The sequence below is a fragment of the Cellulophaga omnivescoria genome (assembly GCF_001999725.1).
Classification (GTDB): Bacteria; Bacteroidota; Bacteroidia; order Flavobacteriales; family Flavobacteriaceae; genus Cellulophaga; species Cellulophaga omnivescoria.
The window spans coordinates 212,043-231,095 of record NZ_MDDP01000001.1 but is presented as its reverse complement, the minus strand read 5'-3'; the positions used below and the strand labels follow the sequence as shown (position 1 = coordinate 231,095).

General features: G+C 31.8%; 13 protein-coding genes. 1 reads left to right on the top strand and 12 read right to left on the bottom strand.

Going from position 1 to position 19,053, the window contains the following annotated elements; translation table 11 throughout:
• Nucleotides 1–364: 364 nt before the first annotated feature.
• From BFJ87_RS01045 to BFJ87_RS01010, 8 genes are all read right to left on the bottom strand, one after another.
• Complete coding sequence (locus tag BFJ87_RS01045) at nt 365–1,129, bottom strand: SDR family NAD(P)-dependent oxidoreductase (protein ID WP_077398767.1); 765 nt, start codon at nt 1,127–1,129, stop codon at nt 365–367.
• Between the two features lie 42 nt (nt 1,130–1,171).
• On the bottom strand, nt 1,172–2,797 hold the full coding sequence (locus tag BFJ87_RS01040; RefSeq protein ID WP_077398764.1) for an MFS transporter: 1,626 nt from the start codon (nt 2,795–2,797) through the stop codon (nt 1,172–1,174).
• Nucleotides 2,798–2,954: 157 nt separating this feature from the next.
• Nucleotides 2,955–3,659 (bottom strand): FadR/GntR family transcriptional regulator, encoded by a 705-nt coding sequence (locus BFJ87_RS01035; protein ID WP_077398762.1) that lies wholly within the window; start codon nt 3,657–3,659, stop codon nt 2,955–2,957.
• A gap of 268 nt (nt 3,660–3,927) precedes the next feature.
• On the bottom strand, nt 3,928–5,265 hold the full coding sequence (locus BFJ87_RS01030; RefSeq protein WP_077398760.1) for a RagB/SusD family nutrient uptake outer membrane protein: 1,338 nt from the start codon (nt 5,263–5,265) through the stop codon (nt 3,928–3,930).
• 10 nt (nt 5,266–5,275) lie between these two features.
• A complete protein-coding gene (locus tag BFJ87_RS01025; RefSeq protein ID WP_077398758.1) occupies nt 5,276–8,458 on the bottom strand; it encodes a SusC/RagA family TonB-linked outer membrane protein in 3,183 nt (1,060 codons plus the stop codon).
• 349 nt (nt 8,459–8,807) lie between these two features.
• The gene (locus BFJ87_RS01020; protein ID WP_077398756.1) at nt 8,808–11,069 is read right to left on the bottom strand and encodes an alginate lyase family protein; all 2,262 of its coding nucleotides are present in this window, start codon (nt 11,067–11,069) and stop codon (nt 8,808–8,810) included.
• Nucleotides 11,070–11,072: 3 nt separating this feature from the next.
• Nucleotides 11,073–13,403, bottom strand: coding sequence for a chondroitinase-B domain-containing protein (locus tag BFJ87_RS01015; protein WP_077398754.1), 2,331 nt, complete (start codon nt 13,401–13,403; stop codon nt 11,073–11,075).
• Nucleotides 13,404–13,854: 451 nt separating this feature from the next.
• A complete protein-coding gene (locus BFJ87_RS01010; protein ID WP_077398752.1) occupies nt 13,855–14,619 on the bottom strand; it encodes an exodeoxyribonuclease III in 765 nt (254 codons plus the stop codon).
• 156 nt (nt 14,620–14,775) lie between these two features.
• On the opposite strand from BFJ87_RS01010, the gene BFJ87_RS01005 reads away from it, so the two are divergent.
• Entirely contained in the window at nt 14,776–15,726 is a 951-nt protein-coding gene (locus BFJ87_RS01005; RefSeq protein ID WP_077398750.1) for a bile acid:sodium symporter family protein, read from the top strand.
• A 33-nt stretch (nt 15,727–15,759) separates the two neighbouring features.
• Here the strand turns inward: BFJ87_RS01005 and BFJ87_RS01000 are convergent, their stop codons facing one another.
• Genes BFJ87_RS01000 through gcvT form a run of 4 tightly spaced genes read right to left on the bottom strand, consistent with a single transcriptional unit; the run spans nt 15,760 to nt 18,963 of the window.
• On the bottom strand, nt 15,760–16,047 hold the full coding sequence (locus BFJ87_RS01000) for a 4a-hydroxytetrahydrobiopterin dehydratase (RefSeq protein ID WP_077398747.1): 288 nt from the start codon (nt 16,045–16,047) through the stop codon (nt 15,760–15,762).
• Between the two features lie 59 nt (nt 16,048–16,106).
• Nucleotides 16,107–16,940, bottom strand: coding sequence for a sugar nucleotide-binding protein (locus BFJ87_RS00995; RefSeq protein WP_077398745.1), 834 nt, complete (start codon nt 16,938–16,940; stop codon nt 16,107–16,109).
• A 15-nt stretch (nt 16,941–16,955) separates the two neighbouring features.
• A complete protein-coding gene (locus BFJ87_RS00990) occupies nt 16,956–17,870 on the bottom strand; it encodes a glutaminase (protein ID WP_077398743.1) in 915 nt (304 codons plus the stop codon).
• A gap of 7 nt (nt 17,871–17,877) precedes the next feature.
• Nucleotides 17,878–18,963, bottom strand: a complete 1,086-nt coding sequence (gcvT, locus tag BFJ87_RS00985) for a glycine cleavage system aminomethyltransferase GcvT (protein ID WP_077398741.1) — start codon at nt 18,961–18,963, stop codon at nt 17,878–17,880.
• Nucleotides 18,964–19,053 lie beyond the last annotated feature (90 nt).

Sequence of the window (19,053 nt, the reverse complement as noted above, 5' to 3'; positions counted from 1 at the left end):
TCTTTTTTATTTGTTTTGTTTTTTTTTTTTGTTTTATACTTAAGTATAGTTAATATGGATACTTGCTTTTAGCTTAAAATTAAGCTATTTAAAACTATTTAAAAGCTAATGACTATAAGATACAAAAAAGCCCTAGAAATTATATTCTAGGGCTTTTGGTGTTATAGATGAATTCAAGGATTTGTATCTAAGTTATTACTTATAATATAGTTATGTAAGCGCAGTGTTGTTTGTTTTGGGTATTACGGATACTACTTTTATATTAAAATAAGTACAAAAAAAGAAGAGTAGTGAAACACTACTCTCCTTTAGAATATAAGAATATTGTTGTTAATCTAATATTCCCTACGGTTTTGTATATTGGTTAAATACCTAATGCTTGACCACCACCAATTTGTATTGTCTCTGCAGTTATAAATGAAGCATCTTTACTAGCTAAGAAAGATATTACACCAGCAACGTCTTCAGGCTGGCCTAATCTCCCTAACATAATATTGTTTGCCCATGAAGCAAAAACCTCTGGTTTGGTTGATTTAATTTGAGCGTGAAAAGGAGTGTCTATAGTACCAGGAGATACCGCATTAACTCTTATTCCATATTCAGCTAAATCTTTTGCTAAAGCTCTTGTTATTGCGTGTACACCTGCTTTAGAAGTTCCGTAAATTCCTGCTCCTGGTCCACCAGCTGTCCAACCAGCGTTAGATGTATAATTAATTATAGATGGGTGTTCTCCTTTTTTTAAATATGGAATGGCCGCTCTAGAAGCAAAGAATACAGAATCTAAATTTAATGCCATAACAAATCTGTAAAATTCTGTTGTCATCTCCTCAAATCTAGATCTACCTCCAAGGCCACCTGCGTTATTTACAAGCACGTCTATTCTTCCGTACTTTTCACCAATTTTTACAATATTTTCAGTTACTAATTCTTCTTTAGTAACATCAAAACCAATGTATTCAGCGGTAATGCCATCATCAGTAAGTTCTTTTACTCTTTTAGCCCCAGCTTCGTCGTCTATACCGTTTAAAATAACAGTGTAACCATCTGTTCCTAATCTTTTAGCTACTTCAAAACCAATACCTCCTGTGGCACCTGTTACTATTGCTATTTTTCCTTTGTTCTTGCTCATTTCTATGTGTTTAATTTTTATTTAATTTGTTTTTAATTGATATTAATTTTTAGGTTTTAATGGTTGTATTTTAGGGCATAATATCCAAATAGCTAATAATGCTATTATTGCTAATGCCCCACCTATTAAAAATGCAGGTGTATAATTACCACCTTTAGTTATAAAAGTAACTAATAATGTAAGCCCAGCGGCACCCAGTTTTGCGGCCATACCAGAAAAGCCAGAAAGAGTACCAACTATTTTACCGCTAAATAGGTCACTTGGTAATGTTTGTATATTTCCAATTGCAATTTGAAATCCAAATAGTAATATGGCCATAATTACTACTGCAATTAATGCTGCAGTATTTCTAGCAGTATTAATTTCAGATAAAGTGGCTAGTGCTGCAATCCCGGAGTCTGTAGGTGGGCCATATTTTGGTAATAAACGTTCTTCTTTAGTTGTTTCTGCTTTTGGTGTTTTCCAAACAGCAGATTGATATGCTTTATTAAATGTTGGATTAGATTTAATTTCATTAATGCTCTTTCCTGCAATACTTTTGATAAAATCTTTATCCGCTTTTAGATCCTTAAATGCATCATTATCCATTATTTTTTTTACTTGAGGATCTGCCATTGTTAAAGCTGCAGATTTCTCAACTCCAAAAACTCCTAAAATTTGAGGTGCACCTGGGTATTTTAATAGAATAAAACATGGAATCATTATGATACATCCCAATGTAATAACATACTTACGAGTCTTGTCTACAGTCCAAGCCGAATTAAGTTTCTTTTTAGCAAGAATACCTCCATACCATGCACCAATCATAGCACCTACATAAGGTACCCAAGCAGAAAATGCAATTTCTTTCACATTCATACCAAATACCTCCGATAGGTAAATAGGAATCCAAACAATAAACAGCCACCAAATAGGATCAAGTGCTGCTGAGGCAATTATTACTCCCCAACTTTCTTTATGTTTCAGTAATTTCCCGGTATCAGGGACATATCCATCATCATAATTACCATCTTCATCTAGATCTTGATTTTTTTGACCAGAAAGGATATATTTTTTTTCATCTTCTGATAACCAACGATGCGTTTTAGGTCCTGACTTTACTATAAATAGCCAAGGTAATAACCATAATAAACCTAGGAAGCCTACAACAATAAATATAGATTTCCAATCTAAGTAAGCAGCTAAGATTCCTATTATTGGGTAAGCAACGATACCGCCAATGGCAGCTCCAGAATTAAAGATTCCTTGTGCAAGAGCCCTTTCTTTTGTAGGAAACCATTCAGCATTTGCCTTTGCTGCGCCAGGCCAGTTACCTGCTTCTGCTATTCCTAATATAGATCTAAAAACACTAAAGCTAAGCATACCTTGTGCTAATGCATGTAATATGGTTGCAAAAGACCAAACTCCAATAGAGAGTGCAAAACCTATTCTTGTTCCTACCCAATCAAAAATTTTACCAAAAAGGGCTTGCCCACTGGCATATGATACGATAAATACTGTAGATATAGTTCCAAATATTACTTTATGACCATCTTGATCCATTTCAGGGAATAAATCCTGAGCAATTTTTGGCCACAATGCTCCAAAAGCTTGTCTGTCTATATAGTTTATAACCGCTGCTAATGCAACAAGTCCTACTACCCACCATCTTAAACCTCTTACTTTCATATTTTTAATGTATAAAAGGAGATAAATAGTTTATTTTAAAAGATAATGCTTGCAGTTTTGCATAATTTACCTATAAAATTTACTTCCCTCCTTAAGTGTTGTATATTATTAAAATGGTACTACGTGCAATATGTACCAGTTTAATAGTGTCAATTTGTTATTTTATATTATAGCAATATTGATATAAAGAATTAAAATGTTCTTTCATTTTTTGTTTACCTAGCATTGAGTCCTGTTTTTTTATTGCTTCATAAATTTCTGTATGTTCTTTAATTCCTTTAACTGTTTGATCTTTATCACAGACGTGATATTTTTCAAAATTGATAATTATTTGTGGAGTTATTGTTAACATAAAAGTATTTATAGTACTATTACCACACGCTTTTGCTATTGCTAAATGAAATAATAGATCTTCTTGTACTGCATCTTCACCGCTTACAGCTTTAGTTTCATAAGCATCTAAAGCAGCCTTAATATTTATTAGATCTTCTTCTGTTCTCCTTAAAGCAGCTAAACGAACTGTTTTTAGTTCTAATAAAATTCTAGTTTCTACTAGGGATTTAAAGTCTTGATTTTCTAATCTTAAAATGTCATCTATCATTCCATTTAAAGCGATAATACCAATATTGGCAACGAAAGTTCCGCTCTGGGGAATTGATTTTAGAAGCCCATAAAATTCTAATTTTTGGATAGCATCTCTAACGTTACTTCTGCTAACCTCAAATTTATCAGACAGCATACGTTCAGAAGGTAATTTATCTCCTGGTTCTAAATTTTTTAGATTAATGAGATCTCTAATATTGCTAATTATAGAGTTTTGTATTTGTTTGCTATCGTTTGTTGCTTGTGCTTCTAATTTCATATTAAAATTATTTACTTCAAAATGGTCATAAACCTACATTAACTATTAAATGTTTTAATGATCAAAAATAGATAAGTTTTATTAGTTACTTTTTATTTTTAAGTTGATGTTAACACCAGTACTATAAAAATACTGGTGATAACAAAAACTAGAACTAACTCTACGTATTACACGTAACTTAACTAATATTATAAATTGACTTTTAAATTTTAATTATTTACTTAATTTGTTCACCACGGTTTAAGGCTAAAACACTTTACTATAAATATTAGTAACCTGCATTTTGCGTAATTACACCATCTGTAGCTAATATTTCTGATACTGGTACAGGAAACAAATAGTAATTACTGTCTATTGTTAATCCCATTTCAGCATCAACCGAGTTTGTTCTAACTAAATCAAACCATCTGTGACCCTCAAAAGCTAATTCAAGTCTTCTTTCATCTGCAATAGCTTTTCTAACGTCAGATTGTGAAGTAACTGTTCCGGTTAAACTATTTAAACCTGCTCTTGACCTAATAGGATCTAGCAATGGAAGTACAGTTGATGCTGGAGTTCCATTTTCGTTTAATGTTTCTGCGTATAATAAAATGATATCTGCTAATCTAATTTCAATCCAATCATGTTCTGCACCTTGTCCACCTTCTTTAGGGAATTTAATAGCAGTTAAACCATCTTCACTAAGTGTTACGGCTCTTCTTAAATCGGTTCCACCTCCGTTTGCATCACTAGCATCAAAGGCAGCTACAAGATCTGGATCTACTGGGAAATCTGATTTAGAGTCATCTCCTACAAACCAGTTCCAAAAGTCGGAAGCAGGTGAGTATTCATCTGTAACAGAACTTACTATTTGAGTAGAAAATATTATCTCAGAATTTTCTACTTCATTTTCTACTCCAAAAATGTCACCAAAGTTTGTTTTTAAACTAATACCCGCAGAAGCAGCTCCGTTAACAACAGCTGCTAAATGAGGCTCTGCGTTAACATAGTCACCCATAGCTGCATAAGCTTTACCTAATAAACTTTGAGCTGCAAATTTAGAAGCTCGTCCATCACTACTGGTATCATCTAATACATTAATAGCGTCAGTTAGATCTGGGATTATAACAGTGTTGTAAACTTCACTAGCTGGTTTTCTAACTAAAACTGAAGTATCAGTTAAACTAGGTTCTGCTAATAAGTTTATTGTAGTACTTCCAAAGACTTGTACTAATTTGTAATATGATAATGCTCTTAAAAACTTAGCCTCTGCAACCTGTGTAGCATCTGCAGAATTTGCAATTACATTATTAGCACTTAATATTGATTTGTAAGCAGCTGTATAAAATGGACCAAAAAATTGATCTTCCATTGCTGTTAAACCATTATCATACTCATCAAATTCTGTATATGGAGCTTCATCCATTACAGCATTATCAGATCTAAATTCGCCCATTATTGCCATTGGTGTTACGGTACCCAATTGGTAGTAATATGCAGCATTTAAAACGCCCTCAAAATCTGTTAGAGAGTTTGAGCTAGCTATGTTAGACGGAGATTGGTCTAAGTCTGATGAACATGCTGTTATGAAAACCAATAACCCTAAAATTATAGATATTTTTTTCATTGTGTATTTTTTAAAAATTAATGTTTAAACCTACTGTAAAACTTCTTACAATTGGACTTGCTCCAAATTGAGCACCATAAGTAGTAGGGCCTAAATAAGCACCACCAGATGTACTAACACCTTCTGGGTTGTATGACGTATAATCGTCTGCCCATAAGTATAATAAGTTAGTAGCAGCAACGTAAGCTCTTACAGAACTTAAGCCAACCTTATCTGTTAGGTCTTGGTTTAAAGTATAACCAATAGTTATATTTTTTAGTGCTATAAATGAAGCATCTTGTATTGTAGCATCGGTTTGGTTCCTGTTAGGAGCATAAAACTCTCCGTTGTGATCTGCTATTCCATCATCATTTGCATCAAAATTATCTACTAATCTACCTCCCCATTGAGAGCCGTAATAAAGTGGGTCTATGTTGTATACTTCAGCACCATGTGAACCTTGAAATTGTAAAGACATATCAAAGTTTTTATATGATAAATTGTGAGACATACCCCAGTAAAAATCTGGAGTGTTTTGTCCTATTTTAACCAAGTCACCTCCATCTTCAACGGTTCTTGTGTTGTCTATAACACCATCATTATTTTGGTCTACTACGTAAGATTCACCAGATCTGTTATTAGGACTTCTTGTACCATCTGCTAAATATTTCATTTCTACTTCTCCAGTAGTTTCAAGTCCCCACATTTCTCCAATTCCACCACCTACGTAGTTTCTAAAAACAGGACCTCTACCGCTTACGCCGTATACAGATTGAGGTAATTCTGACAATCCTCCTAAGTCTGTAATTTCTGTTTCAACAGTAGATAGGTTACCAGCTAGGCTCCAAGAAAAATTATCATTAGAAATGATCCTTCCTGATAATTGAAATTCCCATCCAGAACTTCTTACATCACCAGAGTTAAGTACAATTGAGCTTGTTCCTAATACTTCTGATACACTTTGATTAATTAAAATGTCTTCTATATCAGACGTATAATAATCAACACCAAGAGTAAAGCGATTGTTTAAAAATCCAAAATCTATACCGTAGTTTGTTTCTGTATTTGTCTGCCAAGTTAAATCTAAATTAGCTACATTTTCTGGAATTAAATAACCGGTTCCAAAAACTGTTGCAGATGGATCTAAAAGACTTAGTGCATCATAAGATCCTAAAAATGAAGTTGTACCTAGTGAACCATAACTCATTCTTAATTTTAATTGACTTACTACATCATTGCTAGTTAAGAATTCTTCATTATGTACATTCCAACCTAAAGAAAAAGCAGGGAACGTAGCATATTGTTTATTTGCGCCAAATCTAGAGTCACCATCTCTTCTTACCGAGGCCGAAACTAAATATCTGTTATCATATGCATAATTTATTCTACCAAAAACGCTTTCTCTTACTCTTCTTTCATCTCTTTCTGTTACTGTAATATCTGCTGGATCAAATAAGTTGTAATTTAAAATATCTCCATCTGGTACATTTGCACCATCCAATTTTGTTCCAATTAACTGTGTGTTTTGAAATTCTACACCAGCTACAGCAGATATGTCATGCTTGTCATATTGTTTAGCAAAATTTAGTGTAGTTTCACTTAAAACAGAAGATACTTTTAAGTCTGTCTGATCCATATAAGTTTGAGAAGATCTAGCTCTAGAATCATATCCAATTAATCTGTGCTCATAATACTTAGTATCTCTAAGATCGCCACCTAATACAGTTTTAATATTTAAACCATCTACAATACTATATTGTAAATAACTACTTACGTTTCCAAAAAATGTTTTTTCCCAACGTTCTGTGTTGTCTAGTTTAGCGGCAGGACCAGCATCACCAGATCCGCCAATTCCGTTATTGGCTCTACCGTAGTGCCAATCTTGTGCAGCCATACCTGGTACTAACTCATATATACTGTTAGCTTCATAACCAGACCCTCTATAACCATTATCAAATCCAGCAAGACCAAGATTTTGCGCTTGTGCATCTAATTGTTGAACAAAAGCTATAGATTCAGCTGTATGATAAATAGGTGTTACAGGAGTTGCTCTTAATAAATCTCTCATATCATGACCTAGTATATCTCTGTCTGACGTGAAGCCGTTAAAGCTAATTCCTGTTTTAAATTTCTTTCCTAATTTAGCATCTATATTAACTCTTGCGTTTAATCTTTCAAAACCTTCTGTAATTATAACACCATCAACCTTTTGATAGCCAATAGAACCAAAGTAATTTACATCATCTGTGCCACCACTCATACTAAAATCGTGACTTATAGAATTACCAGTTCTAAATAACCAATCTTCTGGACTAATAGCTCCTGGAGAGTTCTCGTAAGCATTTAACCTGTATTCAAGAAAATCTGGGTCTACTGTATCTACAGTTCCTTCCCAATTTCCGGCAGCAATTTCTGATCTAGATAGTGCTGCCCACTCTTGTCCGGATTTTAATATGTTACCTCTGTATTTGCTAGACGTGCTAGTGTATGTATTGTAGCTAAATTTAGCTGCACCAGTTTTACCTTTTTTTGTTGTAATTAAAATTACACCATTTGCACCTCTAGAACCATAAATAGCTGCAGATGCAGCATCTTTAAGAACCTCTAAACTTTCAATATCGTTAGGATTTACTGTTGCAAGGTTGCCAGATATAGGGAAACCATCTACAACAATTAAAGGGTTAGATTCACCAGATATAGAAGATGCCGCTCTAATTTGAATTTTTGGATCGGCACCTGGAGATCCATCTTGGTTTTGAATTAAAACACCTGGTAGTTTACCAGATAATGCTTCATCTACACGAGTTGCTTGTACTGCAGCAACATCTTCTCCGCCAATGCTAGAAATTGCACCGGTAAGATGTGATTTTTTGCGTGTACCATAACCTACGACTACTACTTCATCTAATTTACTAGCATCTTCATCCAAAGTTACATTAATTGTAGTTTGGTCTGCTACGGTAATATTTTTAGTTATAAAGCCGATAAAAGAAAATTGAATTACATCGCCCTTTTTAGCTTTAATCTCATAGTTACCATCAAAATCTGTAGTAGTGCCGGTAGCAGTATTTTGAATAATAATGTTTACACCTAGAATAGGCAAGTTGTCTGCAGAAGAAACAACAGTACCTTTTACTGTAAGGCTTTCTTGTGCTAGGGTAATAGCGCTACAAAATAGCGTTACAACCAAAATTAGCTTTGTTTTTAAGTTCATAATTAATTGTTTAGTTTAATTGAGTTAATAGTGTTCTGCAGTAACTAAAAACCAATTCTCTAGGCTAAAAGCAAATAATCATTACTTTTGTAAAGAATATGTTTTTATACTACATATTTATTACTTCCCTCCAAAGAAGTATTTATAAAAGGATAGGCGTGCACCTATCCTTTTTTTGTGCTCTATTTAAATTTGGTTAACCAAACTGGTTAACCAATTTATACTTTTCGAATATATGCAAAAATTTTGTTAAAAAAAAATTTAATACATATAAATGAGTTTTTTAAGTAAAACTCTCTGTTATAGGTAGTAACGGGCTTTTAATTTTGTCATATGCTAATAAATTAAGTTAGTTAAATATGTATTGACCTACCCAGTTAAATTCTTTATTATTTACACTAATAGTATGTGTAGCGTTCTTATCTGAGTTTGTATTACAAATAATAAAAAGCTTAGACTGTTTATTGTTATTTGTAATACGTATGGCACTATAGTTTTTACTATTTAACACTGTTTCTATTTTAGCTATACTACTGTAGGCATTTATAGAGAACTCGGACACCGGACTATAACTACCGTGTGCTTCTATTGCATTTACGTATAGTGCGTTTTTTGTATTATTTTTTCTGATGATTAAAGTAGGATCTCTTCTTAAATTGTATTCTGGATCGTTAGCACCAATTCTTGCAAAAATAATTTTGTCTGTTGCTTGTGTAGCAGAAGTTAAAGTGTAAAATACATTATTGTGCATCCAATTAAATTTTAAATTATCCTTAGGAGCATCAGCTAAAGCCTCTACAAATAAATGTTGGTAGCCATTTTTGGTTCCAAGTGTTTTTAATGTATTTTGTTGATTATAATTTAAGTTGGTTTGCATTATTTGACCTTGGTAATAAAAAGGCAAATCGTATTTGTTTGGAGATGTACCAGAAACATTGAAAATATCTAAAACAAATGGCTCTTGTATAAAAGTTGTATCTGAAATTAAGGCTAAAGTTCTGTGTAATTCCGTGCCAGAGTAGGCGTTATTTTCTTTAGCGCTAACCACTTTTATTTTTTCAGAAATATTAAATAAGTATTGGTTAGAATGATTTTTGCTACCTACACTGTATTCGCCATTAAAATGAGAAGTTTGGTTTTGCACTATTGTATTGTGAGCTATGGTTTGTTTTGCCCAAGTAGTATTTTCTTTTAAGTAATTACCACCACCTTTTTGTTCTATATTAACAAACCTTGCCAAGCCATAATCTTGTATAACCTCTGAGCCATTATTAAACATAAAAAATGATAATTTGTCGTAATGACCGTGGCTTAATCCTTGGGCAGTGTACTTAAAAATCACTTCTAAATTTTTATTGCGTAAAACAGTAATTCCTCCTTGTTTGCCGTTTGGCCCATCTGTTAACGTAACTGATTTTTTTATAAAAGGTTTTTCTAATTTATTTTTTAAACCTAAGGCTACGGCTAAGCCTGTATCGTCTAAATTAACTTTGTTTTGTTTTTTAGCAATGCTTAATAGTTCTGGTTTATTGCCTCCGTAATGGTAAGCAATATCTACAGCAGTTACCAATTCTCTAGAGAAATAAGACATTCCTTTTTGCGCATCATTAATTGTGTAGAACTCTCCGTCTTTATCAGTTAGGTTAATTAATGCTTCTACAGCTTTTGTTAGTACTGCATTTTTATGCTCAAAAATTTTAAGTTCAGGTTTTTTATTTTCTAGTGCTTGTGCAAAAATTAAAAATGGGTACATAGCATACCTTTGGTAATAAGGACCTTCAGTATAATAGCCGTCAGGAGAAAAAGGTTCATCTAAATTGGCTAAAAAACCTACCTTTTGATTTTTATTTTTTATAAAGCCACCATCATCATCTTTTAAATTAGCAGCAATAGAATCTGTTTTTAATCCGTAAAGTGCTTTTTGCAATAACTCATCATTATCCATTACTAATGCAATCATACCAACAGCAACATTACCCCAGGTACTATGGTTGTGTACTCTATTAAAAAACTGTGGATTTTCTTCTGATATAAAATTAGCAAACGGAATAAATAAATCTTTTTCTAAATGATCTCTTTCTTCTTTAGATAACCAATTATAAATACAATCGTATGCTTGGCTAGCATATACCAACCAATTAGAGTCATTTAAGCACTGCCAAAAAAGTTTTCCTCTTGCATAAGATCTTTCTTGTGGGTGTAAAGGAAGTGTAGGGTACAATTTTGCATACTCTAGAAACATATCTCTTACATATACGGCATATTTTTCATCATCTAAAATTTGATAAAGAACACCAGCTTTTTGTAATATTAAAAAGTTCTTTTTGTGCTGTTCATGTGTATAGCCTCCAGAAAAATCTTTAGGGATAGGAACAGCAATACCTTTACTAATCTCCGCATTTACTTCTTGTTTAACATCTTCTAAAGTTTTATCAAACAAAGGTATTGTGCCAAGTTGAGCTTTAATATTTTTTACACCTTGTGCGGTAAGTATTAAATTTGGATGGTTAGTTACTTTTTGTTCTTTTGCTTTAGTAGCAACTACCTTATCTTTTTTGCAAGCACAAAGACAGCATAAAAGAACAATGTAAATGTATTTTTTTACAATCATTATTTAATTATTACTTATTACACCTAAATTTTTACCGTCGGTACCATTGTTTAAAAGGCCTGTATTATTACTAGACAGTGTATAGCTACCTTTATTAAAATTAGGAGCTATATTCCATAGGTTTTTTACATTGTATTTTTGGTCGCCCGTAACTACTAGACCATCAGACTTATAAAAATTATTGTTTAAAATATCTACTATTGGCTCGCCAACTACTAAATGCATTTTTAGCGATTTTGTGTTGTTAAACAAGTTGTTGGTTATAGCATTAACTTGTACGCCATACAAATTAATGGCAGCGTTGTATTTGTTTCTTTTGCCATACCCAATTTCATTAAAAGTGTTATGATCTAGTTCTAAAAATGGCCCAAAAGTACTTTCATCTTTTCCACCCCTATATAAACTTAATACGGCTCCATTTACATTGCTAAAGCTGTTGTTTTTTATAATCACATATTCTGCATTGTAAATGCCAATATCTTCTGTTTCTTTATCTAAAGCCAATACGTTACCGCTAATGGTATTAAATTTTGAGTTTTTAATACTAATTGTATCTGCAAATGTGTTTTTGTAAACCATTACAGCATCAAAAGAATGATTGACATCTAAGTTTACAAAGTCACAATTATCTATAAATAATTTGTAGTTCTTATTCATAGAATACTTACTAGTTGTAATCACGGAATTTCCTGTTCTGTCTGGAGCGTTTTCACCATCAAAATTAATTCCATTTAGTTTTAAGCTACCACCATTATTAATTTCAAATAGGGTTTTCTTTTCAAACAATATGGTTGGTTTTTTATTTGAGTTTGATATTACACTTATAGGGTGATTAATAGCAATTGTTTTTGATAACGTATATGTTTCACCAGCAGTAAGTTCTAATATATCTCCGGCAGAAGAATTATTTACAGCATTAAACAATGTATTTAAACCAGGTTCTACTGTAATTTTTTTTCCAGATCCAAATGCTATAGCAGTATCTTCTTTAGAGTACCAGTTAACACCAGTATCTTCTTTTTTAAGAATTGCGTTAGGTAACTTAGCGCCTGCTGTTATGTTAGCTTCTGTAGGAACTAACAATCCGTCTGTGTTTTTTTTCCATTTTAGATCTTTACTAACAAAACCTGTTTCTGTAATAGGTTTTATATTTTTACTAATAATGTTATTTTTAAATGCTATACCACTTATGTCATCATAAACCGTAAAAATAGAATCTTTACTTTCATTGTAAAATATGTTGTCTTCCATAATAGAATTAACAGGAGGAGCGCTACGTTCCTCATCACTACCAGCGCATAATTGAATGTGGTTGCTATTAACAAATGTGTTATTTTTTACAACAGCATCTTTAACTTGGTCGTACCTATTAATTGGTGAGTTGTAAATACCGTTCATTATAACAAAGGCACCTCTAAAACGGTATCCTGTTAAACCAATGCCATAATTATTTACTACAGTTTGTTCACCGTTAATAATTCTAATACCACCAGTGCTAGGTTTGTTGTTGCCTATAAATACATTGCCATCTACTAAAGTTCTGTTACCATGGCGCATAGTTAATGTACCTGTACATTCGTAAAAAACGTTATTTTTATATGTGTTTTGGCAAGATTTGTTAGAGATTATTTCATGTTCTCCGTTGCATCTGTCAAAAAAATTATTTTCTACTATAGTGTTAGAGTTTGTTCTTGAGAAATGACTTGTTCCAATACGCAAAGTTTCGCCACCGTTAGAACCCAAATTTTGCCTAGGTCCAAAATAGTTATGATCTATTTTATGATTGTTGTCTTGACTTTCTTTTGAGTTTAACCTAACCGTCATAGTTACACCTCTATTTTTTTTACCAGTTAAATGGTTGTGGTCAATTCGGTTATTTTTACCGTATATGGCAACCCAAGTATCTGGTTCATGACGTTCTGGGTTACTAAAATTATCTATTACACATTCTGTTAATCTGGTATTATTAGCAAGTGTTTTAGCATCTTGTTTAAAAGAGATGACCTCATTGGTAGGTGTATAACCATTTTTAAAAATTAAACCATTTATTACTAAGTGCTCTCCTGAAATACGTAAATTAGATTGGCCTTCTAAAGTAACTTTTCCTTTTTCTTCTACAGTTAATGTAATAGGCTTTTCTGCAGTTCCTTTGGCTGCAAAAAGTAGCTCAGTATTATTCCATACACCATTTGCTAGTGTAATTACATCTCCAGGCTTTGCATTTTTAACAGCAGTGTTAAATTCATTTAAAGTAGTTACAGTGTTCTTTTTTTTAGTACATGAAGTAATGCTTATAAGTACTACAAATGCTAGGTAAAATATATGTTTTTGCATAAAATATAAAATTGGTTAACCAGATTGGTTTACCAAATATAGATATTATAAATTAAAAATGTAATTTATTGGCTGTTAAATTATTAATAGTGTAAAAAAATAAACAAAAAAATACGTAGTTAGTAACGGGTTAATAAGGTGTTATTTTTTTATTAATGCATTGTTAATACTGGCGTGCAAGAGAATTGTACACTAGTAATTTATAGAATACCTGAAATGAAGAATTTTAACTCTGTGACAGAATATTTCTGTAGAGTTATAAAATGTTGTTTTATAACTTTTGTAATTTACGTCATATAGATACAATGTTATAATTTAAGGTAGTGACTAAAATATAAATATGCATTTATAAATATTTAATAACTTGAATAAATTATAAGAATTAATAACACTAAAAAACGCCTATAGAAATTTTTATTCTATAGGCGTTTTATGTATTTAATAGCTTTCGTTAAAAATCAATTTTAAGTCCAATAGGGCAGTGGTCAGATCCCATAATGTCACTAAAAATAGTAACTTCCTTTATTTTATCTTCAATAGATTTACTCACCAAAAAATAATCTATACGCCAACCCGTATTACGTTCTCTAGATTTAAAACGGTAACTCCAAAATGTATAGGCAACTTCATCAGGATGCAGTAGTCTAAAAGAATCTACAAAACCTTCTGCAATAAAATTATCCATACCATCAATTTCGGTTTGTGTGTAGCCAGCAGTTTTATTGTAGTTGCTTTTATCATTTTTTAGGTCTATTGCTTTGTGTGCCACATTAAAATCTCCACAAGCAATAACAGGTTTTTTCTTTTCTAAATTCTTTAAATAGGTTAAAAAATCTTTATCCCATTGTTTTCTATAGTCCAGCCTGTCTAACTTTTGGCCAGAATTAGGTACGTAAACATTTACTAAGTAAAAATTTTCGTATTCAGTACAAAGTACTCTGCCTTCGGTTTCGTGTGTTTCTATACCAATATCTTCTTTAACGCTTATAGGCTCAGTACTACTTAATGTTGCAGTTCCAGAATATCCCTTTTTATCTGCAGAATTAGAGGTTAAGTCAAAGTTTTTTAATGGAGAAAGTGCTTTAGCAACCTCATTGTCTTGTGCTTTAGTTTCTTGAATACAAAGTATATCTGGATTCATATATTTTACAGATTCAAAAAACTCTTTTTTTACAACAGCACGTATGCCATTTACGTTCCAAGATACTATGTGCATTAGTCTTTATTTTATGGTTTAAAATAGAATAGTGTATTTCTAGGATGAAATTAAAAAATTGAATTGGTTTAACCTTAAAAATAAATGTATTTTAAAGTAGAATATTTTAAAAGTAAAGCAACAAGTGCTTAATATTGTATTTTATAAAAATTGATTATGAAGATTGATAAATTTGTATTGTTTATAATAGTTGCCATTGTTTTTGCTTATTTTTTTCCGCAGTGGGGAGCTATGAATTTTATAAATACCATTAGCGGTATTGGTATTTCTTTAATTTTCTTTTTTTATGGATTAAAATTAAGTCCGTCTAAACTAAAAGCTGGTTTAAAAAATTGGAAACTACATATTTTAGTACAAGCAGCTACTTTTGTATTGTTTCCTGTTTTGGTTTTGTTAGTTAAACCACTTTTACAAAACCAAGAACAAGAAACTATTTGGCTTGCATTCTTTTTTTTAGCAGCATTACCATCTACAGTATCTTCATCTGTTGTAATGGTGTCTATAGCCAAAGGAAATATGCCGGCTGCAATTTTTAATGCAAGTATATCGGGTATAATAGGTGTTTTGGTTACCCCACTTTGGATGGGGTTATTTGTAACCAATGACCAAGCCAGTTTTAACTTTATAGACATTTACATAAAACTAATTGTACAAATAATAATGCCAGTTGTACTTGGCTTACTATTACAACGTTACTGGGGTACATTTGCACAAAAACATAGTAATAAAATTACCTTGTTTGACAAGTCTATTATATTATTAATAATTTACAAAAGTTTTTCATCTTCATTTACAGACAATGTTTTTAGTGCTATTTCTGTATTAGACTTGTTATTTCTTTTAGTTGGTGTGCTAGTTCTTTTTACTATTACTTATTTTAGTACAGGTTTTATAGCTGCAAAGCTTAATTTTAATATAGAAGATAAAATTACGGCTCAGTTTTGCGGCACAAAAAAATCATTAGTACATGGTACAGTTTTTTCTAAAATAATATTTGGTAATATGGCAGTAATAGGAATTGTATTGTTGCCCATAATGCTTTTTCACGCAACCCAAATTTTAATAATTAGTGTAATTGCAAGTAAATTGGCAAAAAGAAAGATATAAAAAAACCTAGCGTATAATGGCTAGGTTATATATTTATTCACTGTCTATAATCTCTTCAATAGTTTTAGCCAGTGCAAAATCTTTTTCTGTAACTCCTCCTGCATCGTGAGTATTAAGGCGTATGGTAAGTGTATTATAAACGTTAGTCCAATCTGGGTGGTGATCTTGTAATTCACATTCAAAAGCAATACGCGTCATAACGCAAAAAGTTTCTTTAAAATTTTTAAACTCAAACGTAGTTTCTAAAGCGCCATCAGTATAATTCCAACCATCTAAGTTGTTTAATTTACTTGTTATTTCTTCAGTTGTATATTTTTGCATCGGTATAAAATTTAGTGTATTGCAAAGTTACAAGAAGTAGTTATGTAATAATCTATTTATTAGGAAAAAAGATGATGATCTATAGTATCTTGGTAAGTAATTTGTAAATGTTTAGGTAGTTTATTGTTTTTTGGAAGCACGGCTAAATACCTATCATCGTTAGAAGTAAAAACTCTTTTATACACAGGGTTATATAATCCTATTTTAGATACTATTTCTTTAATAAAGTCTTCATGATGTACCAAATCTGTACTTCCTAAATGAAAAACACCAGTTTTTTTATGGTTAATGATGTAATGTAATTGTTGGGTAAGTTTGTCTATATAGGTAACATTAAAAATTAAATTAGGAAAAACCTCAATAGGTTCTTTAAGTTGAAGCAAATTTTTTATTTCCCTAATTCTTGGTGTGTTATTACCAAACACCATAGGTAAGCGTACAATTATAGCTTTATTTTTAGGTAATCTAAGTAACATATTTTCAATCTTAATTTTTAAACGCCCATAAATACTTAAAGACAATGTTTTGTCTAACTCATAAGAAGGGTATTTGCTGTAAGCATCAAAAACATTGGCCGAAGATAAAAAGATTAATTTGGTATTGTGCTTAGTAACATATTCTACTATATGTTGGTGAGCCAATACTTGTGCGGCAAAATTACCACGAATAGCAGATATAATATAATTAGGCTTTACAATTTCTAACAGTTCATAAATGTCTGTTTCTTCAACATTGTAATAAAAAAACTGTCCATTATCTTCAAATTTTTTGTTGTTAAAGCAATAGGTGCCATAGGTGTCATAATACGCATACAGCTCTTTGTAAAATGCATTACCTATAAAGCCACTTGCTCCTAGAATTAAAATTCTATCTTTAGATTTCTTCTCCTTCATTACGCACTTTAGTTCTTAAAAAATAGAGATTTTAGTCTCAGTCGTAAATTGCTCCAATGCTTGCATTCCTAATAATGAATTTCCTTTAGGGTTTAAGCCTGGAGCCCAAGTAGAAATAATAAAGTTATTTGGTAATAGCGCTACAATTCCGCCACCAACACCACTCTTGCCTGGTAAACCTACTCTAAAGGCAAATTCTCCTGCTTCATCATAAAAACCACAAGTAAGCATAATTGCGTTAATACGTTTTGCCTGGCTAATAGGTATGTGCTGTATATGGTTTATACACTTACCACTATTGGCAAATAAATAAAAAGCATTGGCTAATTGCGCACAGCTCATATCTATAGAACACTGGTGAAAATAAAAATCTAAAACATCCTCTACATTATTATTTAGGTTGTTAAAAGACTTTAAAAGGTTGGCTGCTGCATAATTTGTATAACCAGTTCTTTTTTCAGATGCAGCTACATCCGTATTGTAATTTATTGTTTGGTCATTAGCAATGGTTCTTACATAGTTTAAAAAGTCTTTTTTAGGATTTTTTAAATGTGTAACCAATATATCTGCAATTACTAATGCCCCAGAATTTATTAAAGGGTTTCTTGGTATACCGTTTTCTAATTCTAGCAACGATAAATGGTTAAAAGGGTTTCCAGAGGGCTCAACATCTACACGTTGCCATATATTATTATCCTCAAACGCTATTGCTTTAGATAGTGCTAAAACTTTTGATATACTTTGTATAGAAAAAGGTGTGTATGCATCACCAACAGCATAACTTTCTCCATTAATACAATGCAGGTAAATACCAAAACTATTGGTGGTTTGTTTAAATAATTCTGGAATGTAAGATGCAACAACACCCTTAACCTCTTCTTTACTTAAGTTGTTATGAATGTTGTTGATAATACCTTGAAAATCTATCATATAAAAATTATGCCTTATAAAAAGGTAATTTTACAACAGTTGCAGCAACTGCCTTTTTTCTAATCTGTATAAAAATTTCTGTACCTGCACTAGATAAATCCGTTGGTACATAGCCTAAGCCAATACCTTTGTTAAGGGATGGTGACATAGTACCAGAGGTAACTACACCAATTTTAGCACCATCTGCATCTACTATATCATAATCGTGTCTAGGAATACCTCTTTCTGTAAGTTCAAAAGCAATTAGTTTACGTTCTGGTCCGTTTGCTTTTTGTACAGCTAAAGCATCACTATTAACAAAATCTTTAGTGAATTTGGTAATCCATCCTAAACCAGCTTCAAAAGGAGAAGTTGTATCATTTATATCATTCCCATACAAACAATAACCCATTTCTAAACGTAGTGTATCTCTAGCAGCCAATCCAATAGGTGCAATACCAAAATCTGCACCTGCTTTAAAAACAGCATCCCAAATTTGTTTTACTTCTTCGTTTTTACAATAAATTTCAAATCCTCCAGAACCAGTATAACCCGTAGCAGAAATAATAACATTTTCTATCCCAGCAAAATCTGCAACTTCAAAAGTATAAAATTTAATAGTAGCTAAATCTACAGATGTAACAGACTGCATAGCTTCAATAGCCTTAGGACCTTGTATAGCTAATAAAGAGTATCCTTCAGATATGTTACGCATTTCTGCATTTATAGTTTCATTGTATTTAGTTATGTGGTTCCAATCTTTATCAATATTAGAAGCATTAACAACTAGTAAATACTGCTCATCTTTTAATTTGTAAACAATAAGATCATCTACAATACCACCAGTTTCATTAGGTAAACAGCTGTACTGAGCTTTACCAACTACTAATTTAGATGCGTCATTAGATGTTACTTTTTGTATTAAATCTAATGCATTAGGACCTTCAATTAAAAATTCACCCATATGCGACACATCAAAAACACCAACACCGTTACGTACAGTTTCGTGTTCTATATTTACACCAGCATAAGAAACAGGCATATTGTAACCAGCAAAAGGAACCATTTTAGCGCCAAGTGCCTCGTGAGTAGATGTTAATGCAGTATTTTTCATTAAAACAATTTATATAATTAGACTATTGTTAGTTTTTTGTCAAAGGTATCGAAAATTGTTTGTTTTATAAATTTGCATAGGTATTAAAAT

What these genes read in the sequence shown, in the direction of transcription:
- BFJ87_RS01015 (WP_077398754.1), bottom strand. Translation starts at nt 13,403, where the DNA reads ATGCAAAAACATATATTTTACCTAGCATTTGTAGTACTTATAAGCATT.
- BFJ87_RS01025 (WP_077398758.1), bottom strand. Translation starts at nt 8,458, where the DNA reads ATGAACTTAAAAACAAAGCTAATTTTGGTTGTAACGCTATTTTGTAGC.
- BFJ87_RS01010 (WP_077398752.1), bottom strand. Translation starts at nt 14,619, where the DNA reads ATGCACATAGTATCTTGGAACGTAAATGGCATACGTGCTGTTGTAAAA.
- BFJ87_RS01045 (WP_077398767.1), bottom strand. Translation starts at nt 1,129, where the DNA reads ATGAGCAAGAACAAAGGAAAAATAGCAATAGTAACAGGTGCCACAGGA.
- BFJ87_RS01040 (WP_077398764.1), bottom strand. Translation starts at nt 2,797, where the DNA reads ATGAAAGTAAGAGGTTTAAGATGGTGGGTAGTAGGACTTGTTGCATTA.
- gcvT (WP_077398741.1), bottom strand. Translation starts at nt 18,963, where the DNA reads ATGAAAAATACTGCATTAACATCTACTCACGAGGCACTTGGCGCTAAA.
- BFJ87_RS01005 (WP_077398750.1), top strand. Translation starts at nt 14,776, where the DNA reads ATGAAGATTGATAAATTTGTATTGTTTATAATAGTTGCCATTGTTTTT.
- BFJ87_RS00990 (WP_077398743.1), bottom strand. Translation starts at nt 17,870, where the DNA reads ATGATAGATTTTCAAGGTATTATCAACAACATTCATAACAACTTAAGT.
- BFJ87_RS01020 (WP_077398756.1), bottom strand. Translation starts at nt 11,069, where the DNA reads ATGATTGTAAAAAAATACATTTACATTGTTCTTTTATGCTGTCTTTGT.
- BFJ87_RS00995 (WP_077398745.1), bottom strand. Translation starts at nt 16,940, where the DNA reads ATGAAGGAGAAGAAATCTAAAGATAGAATTTTAATTCTAGGAGCAAGT.
- BFJ87_RS01000 (WP_077398747.1), bottom strand. Translation starts at nt 16,047, where the DNA reads ATGCAAAAATATACAACTGAAGAAATAACAAGTAAATTAAACAACTTA.
- BFJ87_RS01030 (WP_077398760.1), bottom strand. Translation starts at nt 5,265, where the DNA reads ATGAAAAAAATATCTATAATTTTAGGGTTATTGGTTTTCATAACAGCA.
- BFJ87_RS01035 (WP_077398762.1), bottom strand. Translation starts at nt 3,659, where the DNA reads ATGAAATTAGAAGCACAAGCAACAAACGATAGCAAACAAATACAAAAC.